At 61.9% G+C, this 25506-nt stretch carries 27 protein-coding genes and 1 riboswitch; of the genes, 18 read left to right on the forward strand and 9 right to left on the reverse strand.

Translation table 11 applies throughout. The features are described from left to right. Nucleotides 1-3: 3 nt before the first annotated feature. Nucleotides 4-2193 carry a YhgE/Pip domain-containing protein gene (locus HMPREF2743_RS11620; protein ID WP_070818835.1) on the forward strand — a complete coding sequence of 730 codons (2190 nt, stop codon included), beginning with the start codon at nt 4-6 and terminating at the stop codon, nt 2191-2193. On the opposite strand, the gene HMPREF2743_RS11625 is transcribed toward HMPREF2743_RS11620, so the two are convergent. From HMPREF2743_RS11625 to thiC, 6 genes are all read right to left on the reverse strand, one after another. Beyond that, nucleotides 2190-3248, reverse strand: coding sequence for a ThiF family adenylyltransferase (locus tag HMPREF2743_RS11625; protein WP_070818836.1), 1059 nt, complete (start codon nt 3246-3248; stop codon nt 2190-2192). The genes HMPREF2743_RS11620 and HMPREF2743_RS11625 overlap by 4 nt on opposite strands. Nucleotides 3249-3273: 25 nt before the next feature. Continuing rightward, nucleotides 3274-4053, reverse strand: coding sequence for a thiazole synthase (locus HMPREF2743_RS11630; protein WP_070818837.1), 780 nt, complete (start codon nt 4051-4053; stop codon nt 3274-3276). Then, nucleotides 4054-4251 (reverse strand): sulfur carrier protein ThiS, encoded by a 198-nt coding sequence (gene thiS / locus HMPREF2743_RS11635; RefSeq protein ID WP_070818838.1) that lies wholly within the window; start codon nt 4249-4251, stop codon nt 4054-4056. Then, nucleotides 4248-5393: a glycine oxidase ThiO gene (gene thiO, locus HMPREF2743_RS11640; protein WP_070818839.1), complete on the reverse strand. Its 1146-nt coding sequence runs from the start codon at nt 5391-5393 to the stop codon at nt 4248-4250. Before thiO ends, thiS begins: the two co-directional genes overlap by 4 nt. After that, a complete protein-coding gene (locus tag HMPREF2743_RS11645) occupies nt 5390-6040 on the reverse strand; it encodes a thiamine phosphate synthase (protein ID WP_070818840.1) in 651 nt (216 codons plus the stop codon). The genes thiO and HMPREF2743_RS11645 overlap by 4 nt, the downstream gene beginning before the upstream one ends. Further along, complete coding sequence (thiC, locus tag HMPREF2743_RS11650; protein ID WP_070818841.1) at nt 6033-7835, reverse strand: phosphomethylpyrimidine synthase ThiC; 1803 nt, start codon at nt 7833-7835, stop codon at nt 6033-6035. The genes HMPREF2743_RS11645 and thiC overlap by 8 nt, the downstream gene beginning before the upstream one ends. Then, nucleotides 7831-7945: riboswitch (TPP riboswitch) on the reverse strand. (Overlaps the previous gene by 5 nt.) Before the next feature lie 173 nt (nt 7946-8118). Here thiC and rplS point away from each other — a divergent pair. From rplS to HMPREF2743_RS11695, 9 genes are all read left to right on the forward strand, one after another. Then, nucleotides 8119-8463, forward strand: a complete 345-nt coding sequence (gene rplS, locus HMPREF2743_RS11655) for a 50S ribosomal protein L19 (RefSeq protein ID WP_010190405.1) — start codon at nt 8119-8121, stop codon at nt 8461-8463. A 153-nt stretch (nt 8464-8616) separates the two neighbouring features. Continuing rightward, a complete protein-coding gene (gene lepB, locus HMPREF2743_RS11660; protein WP_070526975.1) occupies nt 8617-9405 on the forward strand; it encodes a signal peptidase I in 789 nt (262 codons plus the stop codon). Next, nucleotides 9383-10084: a signal peptidase I gene (gene lepB / locus HMPREF2743_RS11665; protein WP_070526978.1), complete on the forward strand. Its 702-nt coding sequence runs from the start codon at nt 9383-9385 to the stop codon at nt 10082-10084. Before lepB (HMPREF2743_RS11660) ends, lepB (HMPREF2743_RS11665) begins: the two co-directional genes overlap by 23 nt. Nucleotides 10085-10089: 5 nt before the next feature. Beyond that, the gene (locus tag HMPREF2743_RS11670) at nt 10090-10731 is read left to right on the forward strand and encodes a ribonuclease HII (RefSeq protein WP_070818842.1); all 642 of its coding nucleotides are present in this window, start codon (nt 10090-10092) and stop codon (nt 10729-10731) included. Nucleotides 10732-10818: 87 nt separating this feature from the next. Then, entirely contained in the window at nt 10819-11124 is a 306-nt protein-coding gene (locus HMPREF2743_RS11675; RefSeq protein WP_005528899.1) for a DUF2469 domain-containing protein, read from the forward strand. 220 nt (nt 11125-11344) lie between these two features. Next, nucleotides 11345-11782, forward strand: a complete 438-nt coding sequence (locus HMPREF2743_RS11680) for a YraN family protein (RefSeq protein ID WP_070818843.1) — start codon at nt 11345-11347, stop codon at nt 11780-11782. Further along, nucleotides 11769-13292 carry a YifB family Mg chelatase-like AAA ATPase gene (locus tag HMPREF2743_RS11685; protein WP_070818844.1) on the forward strand — a complete coding sequence of 508 codons (1524 nt, stop codon included), beginning with the start codon at nt 11769-11771 and terminating at the stop codon, nt 13290-13292. The genes HMPREF2743_RS11680 and HMPREF2743_RS11685 overlap by 14 nt, the downstream gene beginning before the upstream one ends. Then, a complete protein-coding gene (gene dprA, locus HMPREF2743_RS11690; protein ID WP_070526991.1) occupies nt 13289-14467 on the forward strand; it encodes a DNA-processing protein DprA in 1179 nt (392 codons plus the stop codon). Before HMPREF2743_RS11685 ends, dprA begins: the two co-directional genes overlap by 4 nt. A gap of 15 nt (nt 14468-14482) precedes the next feature. Further along, complete coding sequence (locus HMPREF2743_RS11695; RefSeq protein WP_070526994.1) at nt 14483-15394, forward strand: tyrosine recombinase XerC; 912 nt, start codon at nt 14483-14485, stop codon at nt 15392-15394. Here the strand turns inward: HMPREF2743_RS11695 and HMPREF2743_RS11700 are convergent. Beyond that, entirely contained in the window at nt 15357-15863 is a 507-nt protein-coding gene (locus HMPREF2743_RS11700) for a murein hydrolase activator EnvC family protein (protein WP_070526997.1), read from the reverse strand. The genes HMPREF2743_RS11695 and HMPREF2743_RS11700 overlap by 38 nt on opposite strands. A gap of 394 nt (nt 15864-16257) precedes the next feature. On the opposite strand from HMPREF2743_RS11700, the gene rpsB reads away from it, so the two are divergent. The 5 genes from rpsB to HMPREF2743_RS11725 all read left to right on the forward strand — a co-directional run bounded on the left by rpsB (nt 16258) and on the right by HMPREF2743_RS11725 (nt 20746). Further along, the gene (rpsB, locus tag HMPREF2743_RS11705) at nt 16258-17085 is read left to right on the forward strand and encodes a 30S ribosomal protein S2 (RefSeq protein WP_046648052.1); all 828 of its coding nucleotides are present in this window, start codon (nt 16258-16260) and stop codon (nt 17083-17085) included. A 248-nt stretch (nt 17086-17333) separates the two neighbouring features. Next, entirely contained in the window at nt 17334-18146 is an 813-nt protein-coding gene (gene tsf, locus HMPREF2743_RS11710; RefSeq protein ID WP_070527000.1) for a translation elongation factor Ts, read from the forward strand. Between the two features lie 248 nt (nt 18147-18394). Beyond that, entirely contained in the window at nt 18395-19132 is a 738-nt protein-coding gene (gene pyrH / locus HMPREF2743_RS11715) for a UMP kinase (protein WP_070527003.1), read from the forward strand. A gap of 70 nt (nt 19133-19202) precedes the next feature. Further along, nucleotides 19203-19760, forward strand: coding sequence for a ribosome recycling factor (gene frr, locus HMPREF2743_RS11720; RefSeq protein ID WP_070527006.1), 558 nt, complete (start codon nt 19203-19205; stop codon nt 19758-19760). A 131-nt stretch (nt 19761-19891) separates the two neighbouring features. Next, nucleotides 19892-20746 (forward strand): phosphatidate cytidylyltransferase, encoded by an 855-nt coding sequence (locus HMPREF2743_RS11725; RefSeq protein ID WP_210400268.1) that lies wholly within the window; start codon nt 19892-19894, stop codon nt 20744-20746. Nucleotides 20747-20748: 2 nt separating this feature from the next. On the opposite strand, the gene HMPREF2743_RS11730 is transcribed toward HMPREF2743_RS11725, so the two are convergent. Beyond that, nucleotides 20749-21153: a LapA family protein gene (locus tag HMPREF2743_RS11730; RefSeq protein ID WP_070818845.1), complete on the reverse strand. Its 405-nt coding sequence runs from the start codon at nt 21151-21153 to the stop codon at nt 20749-20751. A gap of 93 nt (nt 21154-21246) precedes the next feature. On the opposite strand from HMPREF2743_RS11730, the gene rlmN reads away from it, so the two are divergent. From rlmN to HMPREF2743_RS11745, 3 genes are all read left to right on the forward strand, one after another. Then, the gene (gene rlmN, locus HMPREF2743_RS11735; RefSeq protein ID WP_070527595.1) at nt 21247-22353 is read left to right on the forward strand and encodes a dual-specificity RNA methyltransferase RlmN; all 1107 of its coding nucleotides are present in this window, start codon (nt 21247-21249) and stop codon (nt 22351-22353) included. Between the two features lie 71 nt (nt 22354-22424). After that, nucleotides 22425-23246, forward strand: coding sequence for an ABC transporter ATP-binding protein (locus HMPREF2743_RS11740; protein WP_070818846.1), 822 nt, complete (start codon nt 22425-22427; stop codon nt 23244-23246). After that, complete coding sequence (locus HMPREF2743_RS11745; RefSeq protein ID WP_246824503.1) at nt 23243-24832, forward strand: ABC transporter permease; 1590 nt, start codon at nt 23243-23245, stop codon at nt 24830-24832. Before HMPREF2743_RS11740 ends, HMPREF2743_RS11745 begins: the two co-directional genes overlap by 4 nt. 85 nt (nt 24833-24917) lie before the next feature. Here HMPREF2743_RS11745 and HMPREF2743_RS11750 read toward each other — a convergent pair whose 3' ends face one another. Further along, nucleotides 24918-25367 carry a DUF2631 domain-containing protein gene (locus tag HMPREF2743_RS11750; protein WP_070527021.1) on the reverse strand — a complete coding sequence of 150 codons (450 nt, stop codon included), beginning with the start codon at nt 25365-25367 and terminating at the stop codon, nt 24918-24920. Nucleotides 25368-25506 lie beyond the last annotated feature (139 nt).

A 25506-nucleotide genomic window follows, 5' to 3' on the forward strand; every position in this document is an offset into this window, starting at 1 on the left:
GGCATGAGCCGTGGGGATGAATCCAACCGGGAAGCAGGGGCGAATAGCGCTTCGCGCAGAATGCCGCACGAGGGGAGCGCTGCTACCCAGAACGCGGCAGGCCACGACAGCGAGGCCATGGGGTGGCACCGCGTCCTCGATTGGCGCCCCACGAGTACCTTGTCGCGCGTGCTCATCGTCTTCCTTCTCGTAGCACCCATCGTCATCGCGGGCACCATGATGTGGGCGATGTGGGACCCCTCCAAGTACATGCGCAACATTGACTTGGCGGTGGTGAATGAGGACGCGGGCGTCGAGAAGCAGGGCACCTACACCAACTATGGTGACCAGGTTGTGGAAGGCCTGATGGAGACGCAGTATCTGAATTTCGCTGAAGTCAGCAAGGGCGACGGGGATGAGGGTCTGCTCAAGGGCAAATACCTCATGGTGGTGACCATCCCGAAGAACTTCTCGGAGCAGGCCGTCACCATCATCAGCGATAAGCCGGTTAAACCGGAGATTCATTTCGCCACGAATGATTACTACGGCACGAATGGTTCAGTGATTTCTTCCAGCCTCATCCCGCAGGTGCAGACCAGCGTGGAGAATGCGATTTCCAAGAAATACGCGGACCAGGTCATCGAGGGGCTCAACAAACTCAGCGATGGTCTGGGCACCGCAGCCGAGGGCGCGGGCCGGCTCGACGAAGGCGCTGGGAGGCTGCAGGAAGGCGGCGGGCGCGCGGTCGAGGGAATCGCCAAGCTGGACGCCGGCGCGGGCGATCTCAACAACGGTACGGGCCAGCTGCTGGACGGCACGAACCGCCTGAATGACGGCGTAGGGCGCCTCAGCGATGGCGCCGCGCAGCTCGATGATGGTGCCGCGCAGCTTGCCGACGGCTCCGACAAACTGCTTGCCGGCACCGGACGCCTGGCGGATGGCGCGGGCCAAATCGATGGGGGCGTCAACCAGCTCACCGGGATGCTCATCCCGGTGCTCAAGCAGGCGCAGTCCGTGGCCCCGGCGCTGCTGCAGCTTGTCGACGTCCTCCGCGGCCTCGGCATGCACCAGCAAGCTGAGCAACTCTATTCCCTGGTGTCCAAGCTCGACCCGGCCGCCAGTGGAAACATGGTGGCGCAACTGGAGAAGCTCTCCGCCGGCACCGGCCAGCTCTACTACAACCTGTCCGATCCCAATTCGGAATACCTGGGCGGCATGATGGCGCTCAATGACGGCGCGCACCGCTTGTCCGATGGCTCGCAGCAGTTGCGGGCAGGCGTCGGCGAGCTGAGCAACGGCGCCGCCCAGCTGCAGGACGGTGCTTCCCGCCTGCATGAGGGCACCGGCACGCTGAAGGACGGCACGAGCCAGCTGGCCGCCGGCGGCACGGAGCTCAAGGACGGCATGGACCAGCTCAAGGCCGGCTCCAATGAATTGGCCACCAAGCTTGCCGACGGCGCCGCCAAAGCCCCCTCCATTACCCAGCCGGATACGTCGGCGCAGAACATGGCCGTGCCCATCAACTTCACCTCCTCTAACCTCCACCCTGTACAGACGGTGGTCAGCCCGGTTGACCCGACCGAGAAGAACATCACGGGCGGCGCCTCGCTGCTCTTCGTTCTGGTCTTTGGCTTCCTCGTCATGCTGCTGCTGGCGATGACGCTGCCGTACTACCTGGGTCGTCGCGGCGAGTCGGCCACGAGTCCGGTGCGTGGCATTCTGGCAGCCTTTGGCGTGGTGGCGGGTCTGAACTTCTTGGTCTTGGCCTTCATAGGCGTTATGTCCTCCACGATGGGCTGGAGTCCTGCCAGCTGGCCGATGATGCTGCTCGTCATCGCAGCGATTGCCGCCGTCGGCGCGGCGACCTACCAGTTCTTCCTCGTAACCTTCGGCCGCAAGATTGGTGCTGTCTTCGCCGTCGGTGCTTTTGCCTTAGGCGTCATGGTCTTCGGCGGCGTGTGGCCGGTGGCGGCTATTCCGCGGCCGTTGAGCATGCTGCATCCTTTCCATCCGATGACCTATGCGAAAAACGCCTTTACCCGCGCCACCGACGGTATCCACGACGGCACCTTCTGGGCGGGCATTGCGGTGCTGTTCATCGTGACCGCCTTGGCACTGGTGGCCTCTTGCGTGATTTTCCGGGCTCGCCACCATGGCACCGCGCGCATCCTTGACGAGCACCTCTTCCGCACTCCGGCGGTGGCTGGCGCCTAATAGCCGTGTGCTGCGAGCCCACCGGGAAGGTTGCGTAGCTCGATGCCCATGTCTGCAGCGAGGTCGGCGTAGCGCAGGACAAAGCCAGCGCTGCGCCCACCGGAGGGGCAGGCCACGTAGACCAGTTCGGAGGCGCACGAAGTCAGCGCACGACGCACGGAATCATCATCGGTGACGGTATGCCAGGGCAGTGTCACCGCGGCCTCTGGAAAGTTGGGCTCCTCGGAGATATCGAGGAGGGCAGCATGACCGGTGACAAGTTCCGGCGGCAGGGTGTGTCGGGCAGGTAGGGCAGTAACGAGGGAGCGGTCGGGATCGGCGTCCACCCGCAGCGTGCGGAAGTTACCGGGGAGCGCGTCGTAGGAGGTTACGCGCCCGACCATGTCCCGATGATCTGGGAGTGCGCCGAGCGTGGCGACCGCCGCGGTGGCCATGAGCCCTGCAATCACCGACGTCGTTGCGCCCAGCACCCCGGCCGTCGAGCACTCGAGAGCCTCGCCGTTAGGCGGGGCGGGGAAGAGATCACGCAAGCCCACGCCGCGCCCGTCAGCACATGCATTGCCGGAGTGCCACAGCGCGGCCTGCCCGCCGTAGCGCAGCACGGTTCCCCAGGCCAGCGGGGTAGAGGTGAGCTCGCAGGCATCGGCGACGAGGTATTTCGTGTCGAAGGTATCGGAACCGTCGAGGACGAGGTCAGACCCTGCGCAGAGGTCAAGAACGGTGGAGGAAGTCAGCCGCGCGTTGAGCGCGGTGATCTGTAGCTCGGGGGCAAGCTCGCGGGCGCGCGCAGCGGCCACCTCTGCCTTGGGCTTGCCGACGTCCCCCGCACCAAACAGCACCTGCCTGTGCAGGTTGCTGATATCGACGGTATCGGAATCAATAATCGTGATGCGCCCGATGCCAGCCGCCGCTAGCTGCTGGAGGGCCGGGCAGCCCAGCCCGCCGGCGCCCACGACGAGCACGTGCGCGGCATTGAGCCGCTCCTGGGCCGCATCCCCGAAGCCAGGCAGGAGGCGTTGGCGCGCGGTCCGGGCGAGTTCGGTCTCACTGAGCATGATGGCAGTCCTTTTAGGAAGTGGGCTACAGGACCTGGTCCGCCCAGCTGGCCAGACCTTCGAAGGTGGAGGAAGCCTGGGCGTGCTCGCGCTGCGGGATACGACCTGCGCTGCGCGCGAGCCGACCCGCCTCGACGGCGTGGCGCATGGCGGTGGCCATGGCTTCCGGGTTCTGGCAGCGGTTGACCGCGCTGGCCAGCAGCACGCCGGAGCAGCCGAGCTCCATGGCGAGGGCGGCGTCGGAGGCGGTTCCGATGCCGGCGTCGACAAGCACGGGCACTGAGGCGAGTGAGCAAATGAGCTCGAGGTTGTGCGGGTTGAGGATTCCCAGCCCAGTGCCGATGGGAGCGCCCAGCGGCATGACGGCCGCAGCGCCGGCATCTTCGAGGCGCTGGGCGGCCACGGGATCGTCGCTGGTATAGGCCAGCACGGTGAAACCTTCGGCGCTCAGGAGCTCGGTGGCGTCGAGGGTCTCCACGACATCGGGCAGCAGCGTGTGTTCATCAGCGATGACCTCTATTTTGACCCACGTCGTGCCCAGCGCCTCACGGGCCATGCGGGCGGTGAGGACGGCTTCGCGCGCGGTGCGACACCCGGCGGTGTTGGGGAGTGGGGCAATGTCTAACCGACGCAACAGGTCGAAGATGCTCTCACCACCACGGGTACCAGCGTGGCGGCGCATGGCCACGGTAGTCAGCTCGGTTCCAGAGGCAACGAGCGCGCGCTCGAGGGCCTCGTGGCTCGTGGCGCCACCGGTGCCCATGATGAGGTGGGAAGAAAAGGTGGTATCGGCGATGGTGAGCATTTAGCCCCCTTGGACGGCGGTGAGGATTTCCACGGTCGCGCCTTCGGTGAGTGGGGCGGTGTCCCACCGCGAGCGGGGGATGACATGTTCGGCCACGGCCACCGCGGTGCCGTCAGGAGCAATGCCTTTTTCTTCCAGCAGCTGGGCGACGGTATCGGCCGCCGTGTCATAAGGCTGGCCGTTGAGGATGAGGATCATTGTTGCTCCTTGAGGTGTCGCAATGGGTTACAGGCCGCGAGATCGATGCTGGGATCGGTTCCTTCGATGAGCTCGCGGGCACAGCGCGCGGCCAGGGCCGTGAGCAGGATGCCGTGGCGGAAATAGCCGGTAGAGATAATCAGCCGGTCGCTGACGCGGCCAAGATAGGGAAGGTCATCCGGGGTGCCGGGGCGAGCTCCCGCGCTGGCCTCGAGGAACTCGCATTCTTCGACGGCGGGGAGGACGCGGATGGCGTCGCGAAGCAGCGCGTAGACACCGCCGGCCTGGGCCGTGGCAAGAGTGTCCTCGCGGGTTGTAGCGCCAACCGCCAAGGTTCCATCGCCGCGCGGGATGAGGTAGATGGGGCGGTCCTCCACGAAGCCGCGCACCACGCGGGTGAGCAGCGGCTGGAGCTCTTCCGGTACGCGCAGGCGCAGGATATCGCCGTACACCGGGCGCAGGTGGAGCGGGGACTGTTCAAGCCCGGCCGAGGCAGCCCACTCGATCTCGCGTGCTCCCAGGCCTGCTGCGAGCACCACCTGTTCAGCTTCGAACTCGCCGACGGCCGTCGTGACCACGCCCGTGTCAGCATTGATTGACTGTGCTGCCGTGCGGAAGAAACGCACACCGAGCGCTTGGGCAGCGCTGAGCAGTGCAGCTGTCCATTGACGGGGGAAGACCTGAGTGTCACCCGGGATGCTCACCGCAGCAGCCAGACGTGGCGAGAGCAAAGGTTCCGCGCGCCGGGCTTCGCGCACGGTGATGCGCTCGACCTCCATACCGTGGAGGGACTGATAATCCGCTAGCTCGGTGAGGTGCTGAGCATCCGCGCGATCAGCCGCGACGACGAGGGTCCCTTCGGCGCGGTAGCCGGTGGGGACCTCGGTGTGCTGAGCCACGAGATCGATAAGCTCCGGGTACCACGCGCCGGAGGCACGCATCAGCGGGAAGAGTGGATCCTGCTGGTAGACCACCTCTGCGGCGGGGGCGAGCATGCCGCCAGCGAAGTGGGTAGCCCCGGAGGCTGGCGCCGGATCCAGCACCGTGACCTCGTGGCCCCGCGCGGCCAGTTCCACCGCGGTGGCCAGGCCGATGACACCCGCGCCGACGACGATGACGGAAGAATCAGATGCAGTACTCATCGCGCACCTTCATCGAAGCCGGACAGGAGCTCACGGCAGTAGGCTTCCGGGTCATCGGCATGCATGATGCCGCGCACGACGGCTAGGCCGGCCACGCCGGTTGCCGCAAGATCGGCTGCATCGTTGGCGGTGACATCCCCGATGGCCACGAGGGGGACGCGGGAGAGCTTCACCAAATCCGGGTAGGCATCAAGCCCCAACGGGGTGCGCCCGGAGTCTTTCGTCGGTGTGGCGCGGAACGGGCCGCAGCCGATGTAATCAATCAGGTCTGCTACTTCGTTGGCGGCCTCGACTAACTCGCGTGTGCCGGTGGTCAAACCGATAATCGCGTCCGGCCCCAACAGCGTACGGGCAGCGGCCACGGGCAGATCATCCTGGCCGATATGCACGCCGTGCACCGGCTCGCCAGCGTGGCGGAGGGCGGCGGCGACGTCGACGCGGTCGTCGATAAGCACGCGCGTTTTTGGGTTGGCCTGCTCCACCGCGCGGGCCACGTCGCGGCCTAAGTGGTAGAGGTTGCGGGCGGAAATCGGCTTGGAACGAACTTGTACCACCCCGGCGCCGCCCCGGGCCGCAGCGGCAGCGATGCGCACGACGTCCTCATGCGAGTCCGCGCCCGTGACGAAGTAGCAGCGAAGATCAGGCATGTGTGGTCTCTTCTTCCTGATAGAGCTGTGAGCCCTGGGCCTTGAACTCCTCCGACATCTGCTTCTCGCCCGCGCGGGCAGCTGCCACGACCTCCGGATCGATGGCTCCCTTGCCCGGGAAACTTGGCATACCAAGGGAGTCGGAGAAGGTATCCCGAATGTCCTGGCTGATGCGCATGGAACAGAACTTCGGCCCGCACATGGAACAGAAGTGCGCGGTCTTCGCCGGCTCCGCGGGCAGGGTCTCATCGTGGTAGGCCTGCGCGGTGTCTGGGTCGAGGGAGAGCGCGAACTGGTCGTGCCAGCGGAACTCGAAGCGAGCCTTGCTCATCGCATCATCCCAAGCACGCGCACCTGGGTGGCCCTTAGCCACGTCAGCCGCATGGGCCGCAAGCTTGTAGGTGATGACACCGGTCTTCACATCATCGCGGTTGGGAAGCCCCAAGTGTTCCTTCGGGGTGACGTAGCACAGCATGGCCGTACCTCCCATGGCGATGTGCGCTGCACCAATGGCGGAGGTGATGTGGTCATAGCCCGGGGCAATATCGGTGACCAACGGGCCCAGCGTGTAGAAGGGGGCGTCGGAAGCCCAGTCCTGCTCGAGCTCGTTGTTTTCCTGAATCATGTTGAGCGGGACGTGGCCTGGGCCTTCCACCATGACCTGCACGTCGTATTCCCAGGCGCGCCGGGTGAGCTCACCGATGGTCTTGAGCTCAGCGAATTGGGCGGTGTCGTTGGCATCTGCCAAGGAGCCGGGACGCAGGCCATCGCCGAGAGAGAAAGCGACGTCGTAACGAGCGAAAATTTCACAGAGTTCGTCGAAGTTCTCGTAGAGGAAGGACTCCTGGTGATGCGCCAGGCACCAGCCCGCCATGATGGAGCCGCCGCGGGAGACAATGCCGGTGACGCGGTCCGTGGTCAGCGGGATATACGGAAGCAGGACGCCGGCGTGAACGGTCATGTAGTCCACGCCCTGCTCGCACTGCTCGATGACGGTATCGCGGAAGATCTCCCACGTCAGGTCTTCCGCGACACCATTGACCTTCTCCAGCGCCTGGTAGATGGGCACGGTGCCGATGGGGACCGGCGAGTTGCGCAGGATCCACTCGCGGGTGGTGTGGATGTCGTCACCGGTGGAGAGATCCATGACGGTGTCGGCGCCCCAGCGGGTGGCCCAGCGCAGCTTGGATACTTCCTCGGCGATGGAGGAGGTCACCGCAGAGTTGCCAATATTGGCGTTGATCTTGGTGAGGAACTTCCGGCCGATGATCATCGGCTCCGACTCCGGGTGATTCACGTTATTGGGCAGGATGGCGCGGCCACGGGCGATTTCGGAGCGCACAAACTCCGGGTCGCAGTGCTCGCGCAGGGCCACGAACTCCATCTCCTTGGTGATGATGCCCTGGCGCGCGTAATGCATCTGGGTGACGCGCTTGCCTTCCTTCGCGCGCAGCGGCTGGCGACGCTCACCCTTCCACTCCTGGGAAGCCGCACCGCGGCGCTCGGCCGAGCGGCCATCGTCAGCGAGGTTGCGTGCGCGGCCCTCGTACTCTTCGACGTCCCCGCGCTCCGCAATCCATTCGGCGCGCAGGGCCGGCAGACCTACCTCAGGCTCGCACTCTGGGCCGCGGGTGCGGTAGATGCGGAAAGGTTCATTCGGGCCGGTAGGGGAATCATCCAGCTGGATCTCGGTCTCCGGTACCTCCAGGCCGTGCTCCCGTATGGGGGAGTAGGAGTGCTTGGGGTGGATCTCGCCGGAGTCAGAATTCTGAATAGGGGTATGGATAGCCGTCATGGCTGCTCCTCTCTTCCTTCGCTGGTGCTAACCAGACAGGTTCAAACGGTGCAGGCGCGGTATCAGCGCCACTCTCAGCCCACTTCCCGTGGGCACCCGTGGGGTATCAGTGCGCCACCCACCTTAGAGCCCGCAGTAAGGAGATGTCAGGCGTTTGGAACAATTTGTTCTGCGGGGGTGGGGTGTGGAAAGATGGCGATGTTCTGTGTAATAGGCACGAACCGGTCAGCTGCCGCGAGGTGGCGCTAGGGTCCTCTGTCTTAAACTGAAAAGGAAAACACCAATGGCAAACCTCATTGACAAGGTTGATGCAGCTTCGCTGCGCGACGATATCCCGTCCTTCCGCCCGGGCGATACCCTTGACGTCAATGTCAAGGTCATCGAGGGTACCACCGAGCGTACCCAGCTCTTCAAGGGTGTCTGCATCCGCCGTCAGGGCGACGGCATCCGCGAGACCTTCACCGTGCGTAAGGTCTCCTTCGGCATCGGCGTTGAGCGTACTTTCCCGGTTCACTCCCCGAACATTGCCTCCATCGAGGTAGTTCGCCGCGGCCGTGTCCGTCGCGCCAAGCTGTACTACCTGCGCGACCTGCGCGGCAAGAAGGCCCGCATCAAGGAGCGCCGCTAATCTACGGCGCGTCACAGCCCTTCGCCTTTCTCTCATCGCGAGGAATGGCGAAGGGCTTTTGTGATCCACGTTTGGCGGCAAAAAGGGATGTCAACACCACGCCGCGGACCCGCAAGGCCCGTGAGCTTAAGGTGCATTGCTAGGATTTAGCCCGTGGAAAAAGAAAACGACATTACTGAAGGTCCCCAGGAAGTTGGGGGAGAGACGTCGGAAAGCACGGCGCCCCCAGCTGAGGAAAAGAAGCAGATGCCCTGGTTGCTGGAGACGGCCCTCGTGGTGGTCTCTGTGCTCGCGGTCGTCGGCATTTTCCAGAACTTTGTGGGCCGGCAGTACGTCATCCCTTCCGGTTCCATGGAGCCGACGTTGCATGGCTGTGAAGGCTGCAATAATGACCGCATTTTTACCGAGAAGGTTTCGTATTACGGCGATAACAGCCCGGAGCCCGGTGATGTCGTGGTGTTCAAAGGCACCCCGGACTGGGACAGCAATTGGGTATCCCCGCGTTCCGATAACCCGGTCATCCACCGCATTCAGGACGCCCTGAGCTATGTGTCGCTTACCCCGCCCGATGAGAACACGCTGGTCAAGCGCGTCATTGCCACCGGTGGTCAGACGGTGTCCTGCCAAGAAGGGGATCCGGCAGTCATGGTGGACGGCAAGCCTATTGAGCAGGACTATGTGCAGGATCCACCGACCTATCGCGTTGATGAAACCACTGGTTCCTATGCCTGCGGCGGCGCGTACTTTGGCCCTGTGACCGTGCCGGAGGGCAATATCTGGGTGATGGGAGATAACCGCACGGCCTCCGCAGACTCGCGCTATCACATGCAGGATGAGTACCAAGGAACGATCCCTCTGGAGAACGTTCGCGGTAAGGTCATGTTCGTCTTCTTCCCCTTCAACCGCATTGGTGGAGTCGATGACCCGGACATCCAGTCCTAGAGTCCGCGATATTCTGTCGGCGCTAGCAGTCACCTTCGTGGCGCTGGCGCTGATTCAAGCTTTCGTGGGAAGGCTGTACCTTATCCCGTCTTCCTCCATGGAGCCCACCTTGCACGGTTGCCCGGGATGCACGAATGATCGCATCGCCGTGCAGAAGGTGAGCTACTACTTCAGCGATCCACGTCCCGGCGAGGTAGTGGTCTTCGCTGGTCCGGAATCCTGGAACACATCTTTTGAGGTCAAGCGTTCCCGCAATGTGATTGTGCGCGGTGTCCAAAACATGGCTGCCGTCGTGGGGCTAGCACCCAACGGCGATAACATTCTGGTCAAACGGGTCATCGCGACTGGTGGCCAGACCGTGTCCTGCCAGGAAGGGGATTCGGCCGTCATGGTGGACGGCAAGCCCACCAACCAGGACTTTGTCCTTGACCCGCCGGAGATACCCGTCGATGAGCGCACAGGCTCGCTGGCCTGCGGGGGTGCCTACTTTGGGCCCGTCACCGTTCCCGAGGGGCACCTGTGGGTCATGGGGGATAACCGCACAAATTCCTTGGATTCGCGCGCACACCTAGGCGATAAGCTCCAGGGCACCGTTCCAGTGGAGAACGTGCGCGGGAAGGTTGCTGCCGTGGTGGTGCCGATTAGCCGTGCGCACACTATCGAGGACATGTCCCTCTAACCGCTATGCGCCGTCTGAAACAGAAAAGGACCTATGAGGCTGCGCTCTCCAAAGCAGGGCTGGGGCCTGTCGCCGGGGTGGATGAAGCCGGGCGCGGAGCTTGCTGCGGACCAGTGACCATCGCTGCGTGCATCTTGCCGGATCGCATCTTGCCCGGCTTGGAGCGGCTTGATGATTCGAAGAAGCTCACGCCGGCGGCCCGGGAAAAGTTGGAGCCGGTGATCAAACGCCGCGCGCTGGCCTGGTCGGTGGTGCACATAGGCGCGAGGGACATCGATGCCTTTGGCATTCAGCACGCCAACTTGTCAGGGATGCGCCGTGCGGTGGCCCAGCTGGGGATCCGTCCGGGCTACGTGCTAAGCGACGCCCTCTTCGTCCCCGGCCTACCTGCCCCGCAGCTGCCGATCATCGGTGGCGATACCGCCGCGCGATGCATCGCCGCGGCCAGTGTTTTGGCCAAAGTTTCCCGGGACCGCCTCATGGTGGATGCGGCGAAGCAATACCCGGGCTATGCTCTGGAAACCCATAAGGGCTATGGCACAGCTGTGCATCAGGAGGCTATCGCCCGGCTGGGGGCGACGCCTGAGCACCGCATGAGTTATCGCAATGTTGCTGAAGCTCATGCGCGATTCCTCGCGCGCGCCTGAAGGCTTAGGCGGCAAGTGCGAACTAAGCTGGTGCTCAATCTGTGACACCGTGATCCCGGGTAATTGTGAGCGAAGGAGAAGCACACCGTGAGCGCTGAGGAACTCGATAACTACGAGGCTGAAGTCGAGCTGTCGCTGTACCGTGAATACCGTGATGTGGTCAGCCAATTCTCCTATGTGGTGGAAACAGAACGCAGGTTTTACCTGGCCAATGCGGTGGAGCTCATCCCGCACACATCGGGCCCTGACGTCTACTACGAGGTCCGCATGTCCGATGCGTGGGTGTGGGATATGTACCGCTCGGCCCGCTTCGTGCGCTACGTCCGTGTTATCACCTACAAGGACGTCAACATTGAGGAACTGGACAAGCCGGATTTTGTTCTTCCGGAATAGAACTCTAGGAAAGCGTTCTGGATTAAAGAAGGCGGGGAACGCCACGTTGGTGACCCCGGACTAGTTATCCACAGATTTGCGGTGGCGAGGCATTAAGCCCTCGCCATATTGCAGTTAATGGGGTGTTCTGGAAGTGCCGTAAGGGGTGTGCGGCACGGGGATTTTCTTGTGTCGTGCTTACGGCGTGTTGTGTACACGTTCAATTCCAAGGAGCACCATAGTGACAAGAAATCTAGCAACCACTTTGCATTCACCGACAGTGGGCCAGACCATCCGCCCGGCGGATGCACTGGGAAAAGCGGGGGAAAAATTCGCCGCTGACTTTTATCGTGCGCGCGGGGCGCAGGTCATCGCTGCGAACGTCCACTACCGCGTGGGCGAGCTCGATCTCGTCGTGCGTGAACCCGATGGGACCATTGTCTTTTGCGAAGTAAAGACTCGGGCAAACCGCAGCTTCGGCGTCGCGGAAGCGGTAACCCCACGCAAGTTAGCGCGCCTGCGCAAGGCGGCCGCGCAGTGGCTGAGTGCCGCGCGGAGTGAAGGGCAGGCGTTGAACAAGGTCCGTTTCGACGTCCTCGGGCTGGTAGCCACCGGGGCGAAGTCGGGGGAGGCGTTTGAGGTGGAATACTTCCAGGGAATCGATCATGGCTCTCGGTAGATGCGACACGATTGCGCTGGATGGAGTCCTTGCCCGGGTAGTCACAGTGGAGGCCAACGTTGGCCCCGGGCTGCCCGGAGTCCACGTGGTGGGGCTGGGTGATGCCGCGATCTCTGAGTCACGAGACCGCATTCGCACCGCGGTGAGCAATTCGCATTTGCCATGGCCCAAGACGAAGGTCGTGGTGTCCATGTCACCGGCGTCGCTGCCTAAAGCCGGGGCGCATTTTGATCTCCCGATGGCTCTGTCCATCCTGGCGGCAGGGCAGAGCGACAAGAACCGGCTCAGCGGGGCGCTCGTGCTCGGTGAGCTAGGACTGGATGGGCAGGTGCGCCCAGTTTCCGGCATCATTCCGGCCATCCTGGCGGCACGCTCGCAAGGCTATGACACCCTCATCATTCCTGTAGGCAACGCGGCGGAAGCGGCATTGGTCCCCGGCATGACAGTGCTCGTAGCCGAGACCCTGTGGGATGCTTTCGCCTGGGCATGCGGGAGTGATTGTTTGCCGGATGCGCGTCTCATCGCCCATACGGAAGTCCCAGCCCGCGAACAGGTGGCGGATTTCAGTGAGGTGGCTGGCCAGAGGGAGGCCAAGTGGGCAGCGGAAGTCGCTGCCGCCGGCGGTCACCACGTGATGATGGTGGGACCGCCCGGTTCTGGAAAGTCGATGATTGCCTCGCGCTTGCCGAGTATTTTGCCGCGCCTGAGCACGGAACAGGCCGTCGAAGCTACAGCCATTCACTCTGTGGCCGGCGCTGTCGGCACTGCGATTTCCCGGGCCCCCTTCATTGCACCGCACGCTTCGGTTACCAGGGCCGCGCTGATTGGTGGCGGTTCGGGGCGTCCGCGGCCAGGTGCGGTGAGCCTAGCGCACCATGGGGTGCTCTTCCTCGATGAAGTCAGTGAGGTTCCAGCGCAGGTTCTCGACAGCCTGCGAGCCCCTTTAGAAGAAGGGCAAGTGCGACTGACCCGTGCGAGCCGGGAAGTCATTTTCCCCGCCCAATTCCAACTGGTACTAGCCGCGAACCCCTGCCGGTGTGGTGCCGAAGAACCCGCGCGCTGCGAATGCCGTGCGGCTGACAGAATGAACTATCTGTCGAACCTTTCAGGGCCGCTGCGGGATCGCCTCGACATCATCGTGTCGCTATCGGGGCAATCCGCGGTGCTTCATGCTGAAGGGGAGGAGAGCTCCGCGGAGATAGCGCAGCGCGTGGCCGCCGCCCGTGAACGCATGAAAGCGCGCTGGGAGGCTGACGGGTTGGGTAGCGTGGTCAATGGCGCCGTGTCCGCTTCTTATCTGAGGCGCCACCGCCCGGCGGCGGAGTCGGCGATGATTATGCTTTCCGCTTATCTAGCGGAAGGTGAGCTGAGCCAACGCGGAGTAGATCGGGTGCTGCGTCTGGCATGGACCTTGGCAGACCTTGATGGCTCCGCACGCCCCGAGCTGGACCATGTCAGTCGGGCGCTGGATCTCCGCGGCGCCGGAACCATCGAAAGGCTGGCAGCATGAGCGAGCTTAACCTTTTGACTAGTCGGCACACGTGGGCCTACCTTAACCGCGTTGTAGAAGGCCCCTCACCAACCCTCCACGGGCTGCTGAGCCAGTACCCGGCTGAGGAGATCGCCCGGGGAATCTACAAGGGCGAGGACTGGATCGGCCCCTTGCGGCAGGCGACGGCCTCACGGCACGACTGGCTGCGGCAAGAAGAAGACCTGGCCGCAGCGGAAGCGGTGGGAGCTCGCCTGATTACGCCTGCGGACGCGGAGTGGCCCGGAGATGAATTTTCGCGAACATTTGGCTTCTATCACCAGGGAATGGTTGAAGCCCCGGCGACATTTGATGACCAGGCTTTCCCACCGCATAGCCTGTGGGTTCGCGGCGGAAACCTGCGCGAGGCGGTAACTCAATCAGTAGCTCTTGTAGGTACGCGTGCAGTAAGCCGTTATGGCTGGGAAGCTGGCACCCTTCTAGCTAGCGGTCTCGCCGCTCATCACTGGACAGTAGTCTCCGGCGGGGCGGTGGGCGTTGATACAGCAGTCCACGAAGCTGCTCTGGATGCAGGAGGCTTAACGGTGGCGGTAGCGGCGTGCGGCATCGATATTTCCTATCCGGCGCGCAATGCCGCACTCTTTGACAGGATCGCTGGGAAAGGGTGCATCGTGTCTGAATTCGCGCCGGGCACGCGGCCGCAGCGTCATCGTTTTCTATCCCGTAACCGTCTTGTGGCGGCGATGACGAGCGGCACCGTGGTGGTTGAGGCAGGATTCCGTTCTGGCGCGCTCAACACCTTGAATTGGGCGGAAGCATTGGGCAGGGTTGCCATGGCAGTACCAGGCCCTATAACGACGTCTGGATCGCTGGGCTGTCATCAACGCATCCAGGATGGGCGGGCCCAACTGGTGGCTTCGGCAGACGAGGTTCGGGGGCTGGTTGGCAAAGCAGGCGAGGTGGACGTGGCGGGTCAGTATGAACTGGAATTTCAGCCGACTGCGGTGCAGCGTCTGTCTCGCAATGAACTTCGGGTGTATGACTCCACACCGCCGGAAACCGCGGAGGAAGGCGCGAGCGCAGAGGATATCGCGGCGGCTGCAGGAATGCGGGTGGCGCTGACTATTCACCTGCTCGTGGCGATGCAGAAGATGGGGGTGATCACCCGCTCAGGAGCGATGTGGCAGCGCACCTGAGTACACTCATGAGACATGAGTGGTGAAAGTGGCAGTAGTGAGCGGAACGTGGGCAGCCAGCTCGAAGAGGCGATCGAGGACTTCGCTGAATTCCAGCGCATCGTTCGCGGCCGCTCTGAAGCGACCGTCCGCGGCTATTGCTCTGACCTGCGCCTGCTGGCAGCGGAAGTCCCCGAATTCGCAGCATTTACGCTGAATTCTCTGCGCGAATGGTTAGCCCACGCCGTTGCTGAAGGTAAGTCCCGCTCCACCTTGGCGCGTCGGACCGCCGCGGTGCGCGCTTTTTCCACGTGGGCTGCGCGTGAAGGCTTCCTAAAAACTGATGTGGCGCAGCGTCTTGCCACGCCCAAGGTGGGCAAGCATCTGCCCACCGTGATGTCACCCACCGCGGCGGGGGAGCTGATGGGCAATGCGGTCTCTACCGACGAGATTCACTTTCTGCGCGATAGTGCCATGCTCGAATTCCTCTACGCCACCGGTGTGCGCGTGGCGGAACTCGTCGGCCTCGACGTCGGCGATATCGACCTTGCCCGCCGCACAGCTCGCGTGACCGGCAAGGGCAATAAGCAGCGTGTCGTCCCCTTTGGGGATGCTGCTCATGACGCGCTCTGCGCTTGGCTGAAGACAGGCCGCCCCGAGCTCGCCGGCGAAACGGAAGCGGTGTTTGTGGGCACACGCGGCGGGCGCATCGACGCGCGTCAGGTCCGTCGCGTCGTCGAGCGCGCCGCACAGGTCACGGGTGCGCCGGGCCTCACCCCGCACGGGCTACGCCACTCCGCAGCTACGCATCTGCTCGAGGGCGGAGCGGATCTACGCATCGTGCAAGAATTGCTCGGCCATTCCTCTCTGCAAACCACGCAGGTCTACACACACGTTTCTGCTCAGCGGCTTAAGGACGTCTACGCCCGTTCTCACCCACGGGCTTGAGCCGAATGACAGGTTCCCCGAGTAGGTCTAGTGGGTTGACGTAGTTCTCTCGGCCCTCAATCGCGCCCCAATGCAGCCCCGGATAGCCGTCCACGGACGGGGCGAGCGTTCCGATTACGTCCCCTTCTTTCACACTCTCGCCCTTCTTGACCCGCGCAAACACAGGTTGATAAGTGGTGCGTAGGCCGTTGCCATGAGCAATCGAAAGGGCCGGTTTGCCCGCTATGGAGCCGGCGAAATATACGACACCATCGCCGGCGGCGCGAACCTTCCCGCCGACAGGTAGGTCCAGATCGACACCGCGGTGGCCAGCCATCCACCGCTTCTCAGGAGGCTCGAAGCCACGTAAGACTCGAGAAGCAACCGGTTCCCCGGTGGTGGGGTCGACGAAGGCGGCGGCTAAGGGGACGTCGACAAGCACAGCCCACGTGAACAGGAGACCCAATAGATAAAGAAGACGGTGACGCATGACCTCAAGCCTGCGCGTGGGCGCGGTTCAAAGAAAGAGCCGGTGATAGATCTGTGGATAACGTGTTAAAGAAGAAACCCATGGTGCGTCAGGGGAAAGATTCGCGCATCCATCAACAATCCTGTGGCGATGTTTTGGTCGCGCCGTTTGGAATCACCGCCTGCGCAGTACTAAGCTTGCCCACAGCAGTCTGTGCTCAAACCCAATAGGGTTCCGTATGGATTGACTACGCGCGGCGAAGTAGTCGCTTCCTGGGTTAAGGAAGAGACAGTCTGTGGTTGACGCGGTCCCCACAAAGTTGGGGTGTTGACCAGGGCCTTCGTTGCTAGGGTGCGGAATAAAACACCGCACAATTTTTGCAAAACCGAAACAACGTATAGAAAGCGAGCGAATCATGGCAGTTGTAACCATGCGCGAGCTCCTCGACGCTGGTGTCCACTTCGGTCATCAGACCCGTCGCTGGAACCCGAAGATGAAGCGCTTCATCTTCACCGACCGTAACGGCATCTACATCATCGACCTGCAGCAGACGCTGACCTACATCGATGAGGCCTTCGAGTTTGTTAAGGAAACCGTCGCACACGGCGGCACCATCCTCTTCGTTGGTACCAAGAAGCAGGCTCAGGAAGCCGTTGCTGAAGAGGCAACCCGCGTTGGTATGCCGTACGTGAACCACCGCTGGCTCGGCGGCATGCTCACCAACTTCCAGACTGTCTCCAAGCGCCTGAAGCGCATGAAGGAGCTGCAGGCTATGGATGCGGCTGAGGACGGCTACAAGGGCCGCACCAAGAAGGAAGTTCTGATGCTGACCCGCGAGCGCACCAAGCTGGAGCGCGTCCTGGGCGGTATCTCCGATATGACCAAGGCTCCGTCCGCACTGTGGATTGTTGACACCAACAAGGAGCACATCGCGGTCAAGGAAGCTCAGAAGCTCAACATCCCGGTTGTTGCCATCCTGGACACCAACTGTGATCCGGATGAGGTCGACTTCCCGATTCCGGGCAATGACGACGCAATCCGCGCTACCAAGCTGCTCTCCGGCATCATCGCCACCGCTGTGGACGAGGGCAAGAAGGCTCGCGAGGAGCGCCAGCTTGCTCAGGCCAAGGAGGCTGCCGGCGACACCGCTGAGAAGGACGCCCGCGACGCTGCTGAGGCTGCCGCTGCGTCTGATCCGGCTTCCGCTGAGAAGTCCGAGGACGCCGAGAAGTCCGCAGAGTAATCTGCATACCTTAAGCCCCCGTACCGCACGGCCCACAGTGTCCGCGGCGATGGGGGCTTTTTCTCACGTGTTTTTCTTGGCTCGCTAAGGCACGTGACACACTAGAGGGTTGAAACGCCACGCAGAGGTTTCCCTCCGCTGGGGGAGTGGGCGAAAAACTACCACCCCCTCAACGCGACGTGGTGGTAGTGATTCGGCTACGCTGTTTCAACGAATACCGTTTAATTCCAAGGAGGATCGCTCCAACTATGGCGAACTACACTGCTGCAGACGTAAAGGCATTGCGTGAGGCCACCGGCGCCGGCATGCTCGATTGCAAGAAGGCTCTCGACGAGTCCCAGGGTGACTACGACAAGGCCGTTGAGTACCTGCGCATCAAGGGCGCAAAGAACGTGTCCAAGCGCGCTGAGCGTGAGGCTACCGAGGGCCTGATCGCCGTTTCCGGCAACACGATGGTTGAGATCAACTGCGAGACCGACTTCGTGGCCAAGAACGAGGCTTTCAAGTCCTTCGCTTCCAAGATCGCTGAGGCTGCCGGTGAGGCCAAGGTCAACTCCGGTGAAGAGCTCAACAACCTGGAGATCGACGGCAAGAAGGTTTCCGAGGTCGTCGACGAAGAGTCCGCAAAGACCGGCGAGAAGCTGCAGGCCCGCCGCGCAGTCACCATCGAGGGCGACAACGTTGCTGTCTACCTGCACCAGCGTTCCGCTGACCTGCCGCCGGCAGTAGGTGTTCTGGTTTCCTACGAGGGCAACGCAGAAGGCGCTCACGCAGTCGCTCTCCAGATTGCAGCCATGAACGCTGAGTACCTGACCCGCGAGGACGTTCCGGCTGAGATCGTTGAGAAGGAGCGCGAGATCGCTGAGGCCACCACCCGCGAGGAGGGCAAGCCGGAGGCAGCCCTGCCGAAGATCGTGGAAGGCCGCCTCAACGGCTTCTACAAGTCCGTGGTTCTGCTGGAGCAGGCAGCTCTGTCTGACTCCAAGAAGACCGTCAAGCAGGTTGCAGACGAGGCCGGCACCACCATCACCGGCTTCATCCGCTACGAGGTTGGCGCTTAAGCCTTCCTGAGACTCGTGCAGTCCGGGTTTAGAGCCTAGTGACTGCGAGTGCTCCCTCCTCCTCTTTCTTCCCCAAGGGCTGAGTGCCCGGTGGGGAGAAACTGGGGGAGGGAGTTCGCCGTTTTGCCCCCGCCCCTGAGGGTGGGGGGTCGCACGCAGCTGAATATATGACAGCGCCTTCCTATGGTTAAGATGGAACAGAATTATTCAAGCGCTTAACTGAAGCGTCGCCATGCGTGAAGGAGACGATGAAGACCGTGACTACCCCTGAACCGAAGCGAACCGGATACAAGCGAGTCATGCTCAAACTGGGTGGTGAGATGTTCGGCGGTGGCAAGGTCGGCATCGATCCTGACGTTGTAGAAAATGTTGCCCGCCAAATCGCCGAGGTGGCGAAGCAGGGGACTGAGATCGCCGTGGTGATCGGTGGCGGTAACTTCTTCCGCGGTGCCGAGCTTTCCCAGCGCGGTATGGACCGCGCTCGCTCGGACTACATGGGCATGCTAGGCACCGTCATGAACTCCTTGGCTCTGCAGGACTTCCTCAAGCAGCAGGGCATCGACTGCCGCGTGCAGACTTCCATCAACATGGCCCAGATTGCGGAGCCCTACCTGCCGCTGCGCGCCGACCGCCACCTAGAGAAGGGCCGTGTGGTCATCTTCGGTGCTGGTATGGGTATGCCGTATTTCTCCACCGATACCACCGCGGCGCAGCGCGCGCTGGAGATCGGTGCGGAGGTCCTCTTCTTGGCCAAGGCCGTCGACGGCGTCTATTCCGCCGACCCGCGCACGAATCCCGATGCGGAGCTGTACTCCGAAATCACCCCGCGCGAGGTTATCGAAAAGAACCTTAAGGTGGCCGATGCCACGGCGTTTAGCCTGTGCATGGACAACAATATGCCGATTCTGGTCTTCAACCTCCTCACGGAAGGCAATATCAAGCGCGCCGTGAACGGCGAGAAGATCGGCACGCTGGTTCAGTCCTAGTACAAACCGGCCGCGACCTGCTAGATTCTTTCCCAGTACTTTTGACTATTTCAAGGGAGTTGTAACCCTCATGATCGACGAGATCCAGCTCGAAGCTGAAGAGCACATGACCGCTTCGGTGGAGCACACCCGCGAGCAGCTGATTACCATCCGTACCGGCCGCGCCAACCCGGCCATGTTTAACGGCTTGGTTGCTGAGTATTACGGAGTGCCGACTCCGATTACCCAGATGGCCACCATCTCGGTCCCTGAGCCGCGCATGCTGCTTATCAAGCCTTATGAGCAGTCCGTAATGAATGAGATTGAGAACGCCATCCGCAACTCGGATCTGGGCGTGAACCCGACTAATGACGGCCAGGTGCTACGCGTGACCATTCCGCAGCTGACTGAGGAACGCCGCCGCGACATGGTCAAGTTGGCTAAGAGCAAGGGTGAAGACGGCAAGATTGCTATCCGCAACATCCGCCGCCGTGCCATGGAGCAGCTCAAGAAGCTCCAGAAGGATGGCGACGCCGGCGAGGATGAGGTTATCGCCGCCGAGAAGGAGATGGAAAAGATCACTTCCGGTTACATCGAGCAGGTGGACAAGCTCGTTGCCAATAAGGAAGAGGAGCTCATGGAGGTTTAACCTCCACTCTTCTAAGAGCGTTGATTTGCCGCCGCGCCAGGCACCGGCCAGCACGGCGGTCTTTTCTGTGTAGAGCCCGACCACCCACGATTACCTGAGGAGCATGCGTGAGCACTGAGCACTCGAGCCGGATGCCCAAACCCAAGAATTCTGCGGGGCGAGACATGCCCGCGGCAATTGCCGTCGGCGTCGGCTTGGGCGCGCTCGTCGTCTTTGCGGTGTGGGCTGGGCCTCTCGTGTGGTACCTCGTCGTCGCAGCCGCAGTGGGATTGGGCATGTGGGAGGTGCTTACCCGTTTGCGGGAGCACTCCTACTATGTCCCGCGTACCCTACTGATCGTTCTTGGCCAAGCCATGGTGTGGGTCTCGTGGTTCCTTAACGCCCCAGGCCTTGTCGCTGTGTATGTGGTAGCGGTCCTTGCCCTCATGTTTGGGCGCCTCTTCCATAATGGCAGGCACCGCCCGCCGATTAACTATCTTCGCGATATGTCGATGGGCATCTTCGTGCTGACCTGGATTCCCCTGTTCGGCACGTTTGCCGCAATGCTCTCACGAGTGGAAACGCCGTTTGCTTCGGGGGCGGCGTCGATTGTCGTGTTTATGCTCTGTGTGGTCGCCTCAGATACCGGTGGTTTCATCGCCGGCGTGATGTTTGGCTCGCACCCCATGGCGCCGGCTGTAAGCCCCAAAAAATCATGGGAAGGATTTGCCGGCTCTGTCGTTTTCGGCACCCTTACCGGTGCGCTATCGTTCGCATTCCTTCTTCACCACAAGCCGTGGGTGGGCGCGCTCATGGGACTAGGGCTGGTTTTCTGCGCCACTCTCGGTGACTTAGTGGAATCCCAGTTCAAGCGCGAACTGGGAATCAAGGATATGTCTGCCTTGTTACCGGGACACGGCGGCATCATGGACCGCTTGGACGGCATGCTGCCGTCCGCGATGGTGACGTGGGTGGCGATGAGCTTTCTCACCACCCTTGCGCCTTAGGTTTAGCGGCGAGCCTGCTTACGCACCTGGCGGCGTAGCTCGAACATGCGCCAGCCGCCGACGAGGGCCATGATGAGGGCACCGGCGATGCCGCAGATGAGGTAGGTGACGCCCGCTGGGAACTGGACGGACCAGTTAAGGAAGTTCAGCGGTACCTGGTGTTGGTTCTGCAGGATGAAGATGATGAGGACGATGAGCAGCAGGAAGCCCACGATCAGGGCAATCCACGTGCTGGCAGCGAAAGAGCCCTTCACCTTGCCATCACTCTTATTCTCATAAGCCGTCGTGGTTGGAACTGGCTCGACCGAGCCTTCGGTGGCGGGGGATTCCGTGGTGTAATCAGTCAGCGGCTCCTCGGCCGGGGTGGTGGTGCGGAATTCCTCAGGGGAGTTTTCTGGATTCGTCATGCATCTATTAAATAGGTTGAGATGTCACTTTCGCCACTCCAGCAGAGCTTAGATTGGATAATGTGGCCGAAAACGTGGAAAATGGGCTCTACCATGGCTGAACCACTGAAACTGAATTTCTCCGCTCCGCGCCGCGGGCTACCCCCGAAGCATTTCGCGGACCTGACCGAGGCCGAGCGCATTGAGGCGCTCGCGGAACTTGGCCTGCCCAAATTCCGCGCAAAGCAGCTGGCCAAGCACTACTACGTCCACCACACCGCCGATGCTTCCGAGATGACGGATATCCCGGCCGCCGCCCGCGAGGCGGTCCAAGAGCGTTTGTTCCCCACGCTCATGGAGCCCATTCGGCAGACCTCCACCGATGATGGGGAAACCACCAAGTCCCTGTGGCGCTTGCACGATGGCACCCTGTTGGAGTCCGTGCTCATGCGCTACCCAGGGCGCGCCACCCTGTGTATCTCCTCCCAGGCTGGCTGTGGCATGGCCTGCCCATTCTGTGCCACCGGCCAGGGCGGGTTGGACCGCAACCTGTCCACCGCGGAAATCGTGGAGCAGTTTAGGCACGCTGCCCGCCTCATGGAAGAGGAGGGCGGACGTCTTAGCAACGTTGTCTTCATGGGTATGGGCGAGCCGCTGGCCAACTACAAGCGCGTGGTCCATGCGGTGCGCCAGATTACCGGATCTGACCTCACAGGTTTCGGCCTTTCCCAGCGCAATGTCACGGTGTCCACGGTCGGCTTGGCTCCGGCCATCCGCAAGCTCGCGGATGAGGACCTGTCCTGCACCCTCGCAGTCTCCCTGCACACCCCGGACGATGAACTGCGCGATACCCTCGTGCCGGTTAACAACCGCTGGCCGGTTGAGGAGGTCCTCGATGCCGCTAAGTACTACGCCGATAAGTCGGGCCGCCGCGTGTCCATCGAATATGCGCTGATCCGCGATAAGAACGATCAGGATTTCCGCGCCGACATGCTGGGCCGGAAGCTGCATGCGGCACTGGGATCCAAGGTCCACGTCAACGTCATTCCGCTCAACCCCACACCGGGTTCGGAGTGGGACGCCGCCCCGAAGGCGCGCCAGGACGAGTTCGTTCGCCGCGTCATCGCGCAGGGCGTGCCGTGCACCGTGCGCGATACCAAGGGCGATGAAATCGCTGCGGCCTGTGGCCAGCTCGCTGCCGACGAGCGCGAGACCGCTTAAGCATCCAGCTCACAGTTTCCTAACAATAGTTTTGCTGGAGAACAAGGCATTAATGGTTCTTGATACCGTTAATGCTTATGACTCATCCTTATCGCGAGGACTTAGCCACAGATCCACGCACCCAAGCTTTAGCGGTGCGCGATCTGCGCAAGTCTTTTGGTTCTCAGATCGCTGTCAACAGCCTCAACCTTGATGTCCCGCGCGGATCCATCTACGGCATAGTGGGGCCGAATGGCGCGGGCAAGACCACGATGCTGACCATGGCGTGTGGCCTCCAGCGCCCTGATGCCGGCCACAGCTTCATCGCCGGCCACAACGTGTGGGAAGAGCCCATCCCCGCCAAACAGGCCATGGGGCTGCTCATGGATGGGGCGCCGGTCTTTGACCGTCTCACTGGCGCTGAATACCTTCACTACCTCGGCGCCCTTCACAAGTTGGAGCGCTCCGAGTCGCTGCGCCGTGCGCAGGAGCTTCTCGACGCCCTCTCCCTCTCCGATGCCGCCGATAAGCGCATCGCGGATTATTCTGCCGGCATGACCAAGAAGATTCTCTTGGCGGGGGCCGTCCTGCACAACCCAGAGGTGCTTATCCTTGACGAGCCTCTGGAAGCCGTGGATCCGGTCTCCGGGCGCCTCATCCAGCAGATGCTGCGCGCCTATGCCTCCCGTGGCGGCACGGTTATTTTGTCTTCACACGTCATGGAGCTCGTCGAGGGGCTGTGTGACCACGTTGCCATCATCAACGACGGCCAAGTCATCACTGCGGGTCACGTCGACGATGTCCGCCAGGGCCAAAGCCTGAGCGATCTCTTTATCGCGGCCGTCGGCGGGCGGGACCTGGATGCCTCGAAGTTTGGGTGGCTGCGCTCGCCAGCGGCAGGTGACGCTGAATGACATCCACTCTGTTCAGCCTTCATCGCACTCTGTGGTGGCGAAGCGTTTCTTCCAATCCGGCGACGCTCATGATGGGGCTCATGATGCTGATTTACGGAGCAATCGGCCTCTTTTCCATCGCAGCCATGGTGTATGCAGATATCACCACGCCCGGACACGGCTACCAAGCACTGACCGTCGGCGTGGCGGGCGGCATGCTCATTTACATACTCCTCGCTCTCTTTATGCCGGCGGGGGAGAATCAATTGAGCCCGACAACTCTGGGAGCCCTTCCTCTGACTCCCCGTGAGGTCCTTCCGGGCTTGTTCTTCTCCGGTCTGCTGACCACCCGCGCCATCATGTCGGTCGTCTTTTCCCTGGTGTATGCGATCATCGGCAGCATTTTCCTCATCCTGACAGGAACCGGGTGGGCTGCGGTGCCCTTCGTCGTGGGCATGGTGCTGTCGTGCGCGACGACCATCATTGTTGGCGAATGCCTTGTCCAAGTGGCTTCCGCTATCGCGGATTCCCAAAAGTCGCGCACCCAAATTGCGGCGATGGTGGTTATGGGCCTGCTGGTCTTTGGCATGCTGCAGGCACAGAGCGTCCTCGAGTCCTTGCCTCCGCTCGATTCCGTGGGCACCATCATGGCCTGGACCCCGTTGGGTGCCGGGGTGGGGTGGGCGCTCGCGCTTGCCGACGGCCACCTCATCACCGCCCTATCCCAACTCTTGATCGCGGTGGCCAGCCTTGTCCTGCTGGTATGGGCGTGGTCCCGTCAGATAGGCGGCCTCATGCGCAACCCCGGAACAGGCGGTGACGCAGCCAGCGAAGTGACGGGCAAGGGTGTGTCCAAGTTGGAGTTGGGCGCCTGGTCTTGTTCCAGCCCGGCGGCGATGGAATATACCCGGGCTTTGCGTTATCTCACCCGCGATAAGCGGCAAACAGGCATGCTCTACACGATGCCACTGTTCGGCGTGCTGACGCTTTACCAGTTGTGGAGGGGCGATGATTTCACCGCCTATTTCATGCTGTGCTTCAGCGCGATCGTGCTCTCTTCGCTCTTGGCTAATGATTATGGCTTCGATGGGCCATCGAATTGGGTCCACATGGTGGCTCCGGTTGCTCCGCGCACCATCCTTCATGCGCGCCACCTCGCACACGTCACTATTCCCTTGATCGGGTTTGTGCTGCTTGCCGTAGTGGTACTTGTCTTTAGCGACAACTTCACCTTGGGCATGTTGTGCACAGCTGTGGCTCTAGGCGTGTTCATTTCCACGGCGGCGGTGGGCTTGGGACTGACCGTGCTTAACCCTTATCCCTTGTCAGCCCCGGGACAGAACCGGTGGAATGACAAATCCGGCTATTCCGCTGGCGCTTTCTTCACGGCGTTCGTCGGCATGATGCTGGTCTGGGTGCCCGCGCTTCCCGGCATCGTGGTTTCTGCCCTGAGCTATGAGCGCGGCGGCTGGCTGCTGTACGCCGCTGTGATAGTTTCTCTGCTGGTTCCGTCACTTGTCTACGCTGCTGTCTGGCGCTTCGCCGGAAAGAGGGCGCAGGAGCGAACCCCGGAGATTTACGCCACGGTAAACCGTTACGTGAGCTAGGGGGAAACAGATAGAACAAAAGCTCCCTTCCCGCAGTTCATTCATGAACAGCGGGAAGGGAGCTTTTGTTTACAGCGAAGAAGCTTTAGTTAGCCACCGGCTTGGCAGCGTGGCGGCCGTCGGACACGCCGCGGATGTGAGCAACGCGGGAGGGCTCAATGTTGAGGGCACGCAGCTCGTCATCGGTCAGGGAAGCGTAGACGTTGTGAACGGTCTTCTGCTCATATGCCCAATCCGGTTCCTCGTGGCCCACCGGCTTGTTACGGGCGGTCAGGGTGCGCACCTGGGAGAGCTTTGGCTGCAGGGCGTAAATCACCAGACCAAGGGCAATCAGGATTGCCAGGGCGAAGAGCCAGATCGTCTCCACGTGGCCCTTGTGGTTACCAAAGTTATAAGCAAGCAGGAACACGACGGACGTCCAACCAGCGATCTGTACGCCCGAGCGGCTGATGCGGGACCAACCGAAACCTGCGGACGGGACGTCATCGGTGGATACGCCGTCGAAAACCTGCGATGCCGGCTTGTGGGAAGACACTTGCTCTCCTTTGCGTGTACATGCAGCTCGCCCTGCTTAGAACTAATTGATTCGAGCGAGTGCACGAAAAATGCCAGTTATTCTGTGTAGTAGTTTAAATGATCCTGCCGATAACCGCGATTAAACACCCCCGACTATC

The organism is Corynebacterium sp. HMSC036D02, assembly GCF_001836165.1.
In the GTDB taxonomy this organism is placed as follows: domain Bacteria; phylum Actinomycetota; class Actinomycetes; order Mycobacteriales; family Mycobacteriaceae; genus Corynebacterium.

What these genes read in the sequence shown, in the direction of transcription:
- HMPREF2743_RS11740 (WP_070818846.1), top strand. Translation starts at nt 22,425, where the DNA reads ATGCTTATGACTCATCCTTATCGCGAGGACTTAGCCACAGATCCACGC.
- HMPREF2743_RS11620 (WP_070818835.1), top strand. Translation starts at nt 4, where the DNA reads ATGAGCCGTGGGGATGAATCCAACCGGGAAGCAGGGGCGAATAGCGCT.
- lepB (WP_070526978.1), top strand. Translation starts at nt 9,383, where the DNA reads ATGACCCGGACATCCAGTCCTAGAGTCCGCGATATTCTGTCGGCGCTA.
- HMPREF2743_RS11670 (WP_070818842.1), top strand. Translation starts at nt 10,090, where the DNA reads ATGCGCCGTCTGAAACAGAAAAGGACCTATGAGGCTGCGCTCTCCAAA.
- rpsB (WP_046648052.1), top strand. Translation starts at nt 16,258, where the DNA reads ATGGCAGTTGTAACCATGCGCGAGCTCCTCGACGCTGGTGTCCACTTC.
- rlmN (WP_070527595.1), top strand. Translation starts at nt 21,247, where the DNA reads ATGGCTGAACCACTGAAACTGAATTTCTCCGCTCCGCGCCGCGGGCTA.
- dprA (WP_070526991.1), top strand. Translation starts at nt 13,289, where the DNA reads ATGAGCGAGCTTAACCTTTTGACTAGTCGGCACACGTGGGCCTACCTT.
- HMPREF2743_RS11700 (WP_070526997.1), bottom strand. Translation starts at nt 15,863, where the DNA reads ATGCGTCACCGTCTTCTTTATCTATTGGGTCTCCTGTTCACGTGGGCT.
- HMPREF2743_RS11685 (WP_070818844.1), top strand. Translation starts at nt 11,769, where the DNA reads ATGGCTCTCGGTAGATGCGACACGATTGCGCTGGATGGAGTCCTTGCC.
- frr (WP_070527006.1), top strand. Translation starts at nt 19,203, where the DNA reads ATGATCGACGAGATCCAGCTCGAAGCTGAAGAGCACATGACCGCTTCG.
- HMPREF2743_RS11730 (WP_070818845.1), bottom strand. Translation starts at nt 21,153, where the DNA reads ATGACGAATCCAGAAAACTCCCCTGAGGAATTCCGCACCACCACCCCG.
- pyrH (WP_070527003.1), top strand. Translation starts at nt 18,395, where the DNA reads ATGAAGACCGTGACTACCCCTGAACCGAAGCGAACCGGATACAAGCGA.
- thiS (WP_070818838.1), bottom strand. Translation starts at nt 4,251, where the DNA reads ATGATCCTCATCCTCAACGGCCAGCCTTATGACACGGCGGCCGATACC.
- thiO (WP_070818839.1), bottom strand. Translation starts at nt 5,393, where the DNA reads ATGAGTACTGCATCTGATTCTTCCGTCATCGTCGTCGGCGCGGGTGTC.
- rplS (WP_010190405.1), top strand. Translation starts at nt 8,119, where the DNA reads ATGGCAAACCTCATTGACAAGGTTGATGCAGCTTCGCTGCGCGACGAT.
- HMPREF2743_RS11630 (WP_070818837.1), bottom strand. Translation starts at nt 4,053, where the DNA reads ATGCTCACCATCGCCGATACCACCTTTTCTTCCCACCTCATCATGGGC.
- tsf (WP_070527000.1), top strand. Translation starts at nt 17,334, where the DNA reads ATGGCGAACTACACTGCTGCAGACGTAAAGGCATTGCGTGAGGCCACC.
- HMPREF2743_RS11745 (WP_246824503.1), top strand. Translation starts at nt 23,243, where the DNA reads ATGACATCCACTCTGTTCAGCCTTCATCGCACTCTGTGGTGGCGAAGC.
- HMPREF2743_RS11695 (WP_070526994.1), top strand. Translation starts at nt 14,483, where the DNA reads ATGAGTGGTGAAAGTGGCAGTAGTGAGCGGAACGTGGGCAGCCAGCTC.
- HMPREF2743_RS11625 (WP_070818836.1), bottom strand. Translation starts at nt 3,248, where the DNA reads ATGCTCAGTGAGACCGAACTCGCCCGGACCGCGCGCCAACGCCTCCTG.
- thiC (WP_070818841.1), bottom strand. Translation starts at nt 7,835, where the DNA reads ATGACGGCTATCCATACCCCTATTCAGAATTCTGACTCCGGCGAGATC.
- HMPREF2743_RS11645 (WP_070818840.1), bottom strand. Translation starts at nt 6,040, where the DNA reads ATGCCTGATCTTCGCTGCTACTTCGTCACGGGCGCGGACTCGCATGAG.
- HMPREF2743_RS11725 (WP_210400268.1), top strand. Translation starts at nt 19,892, where the DNA reads ATGCCCAAACCCAAGAATTCTGCGGGGCGAGACATGCCCGCGGCAATT.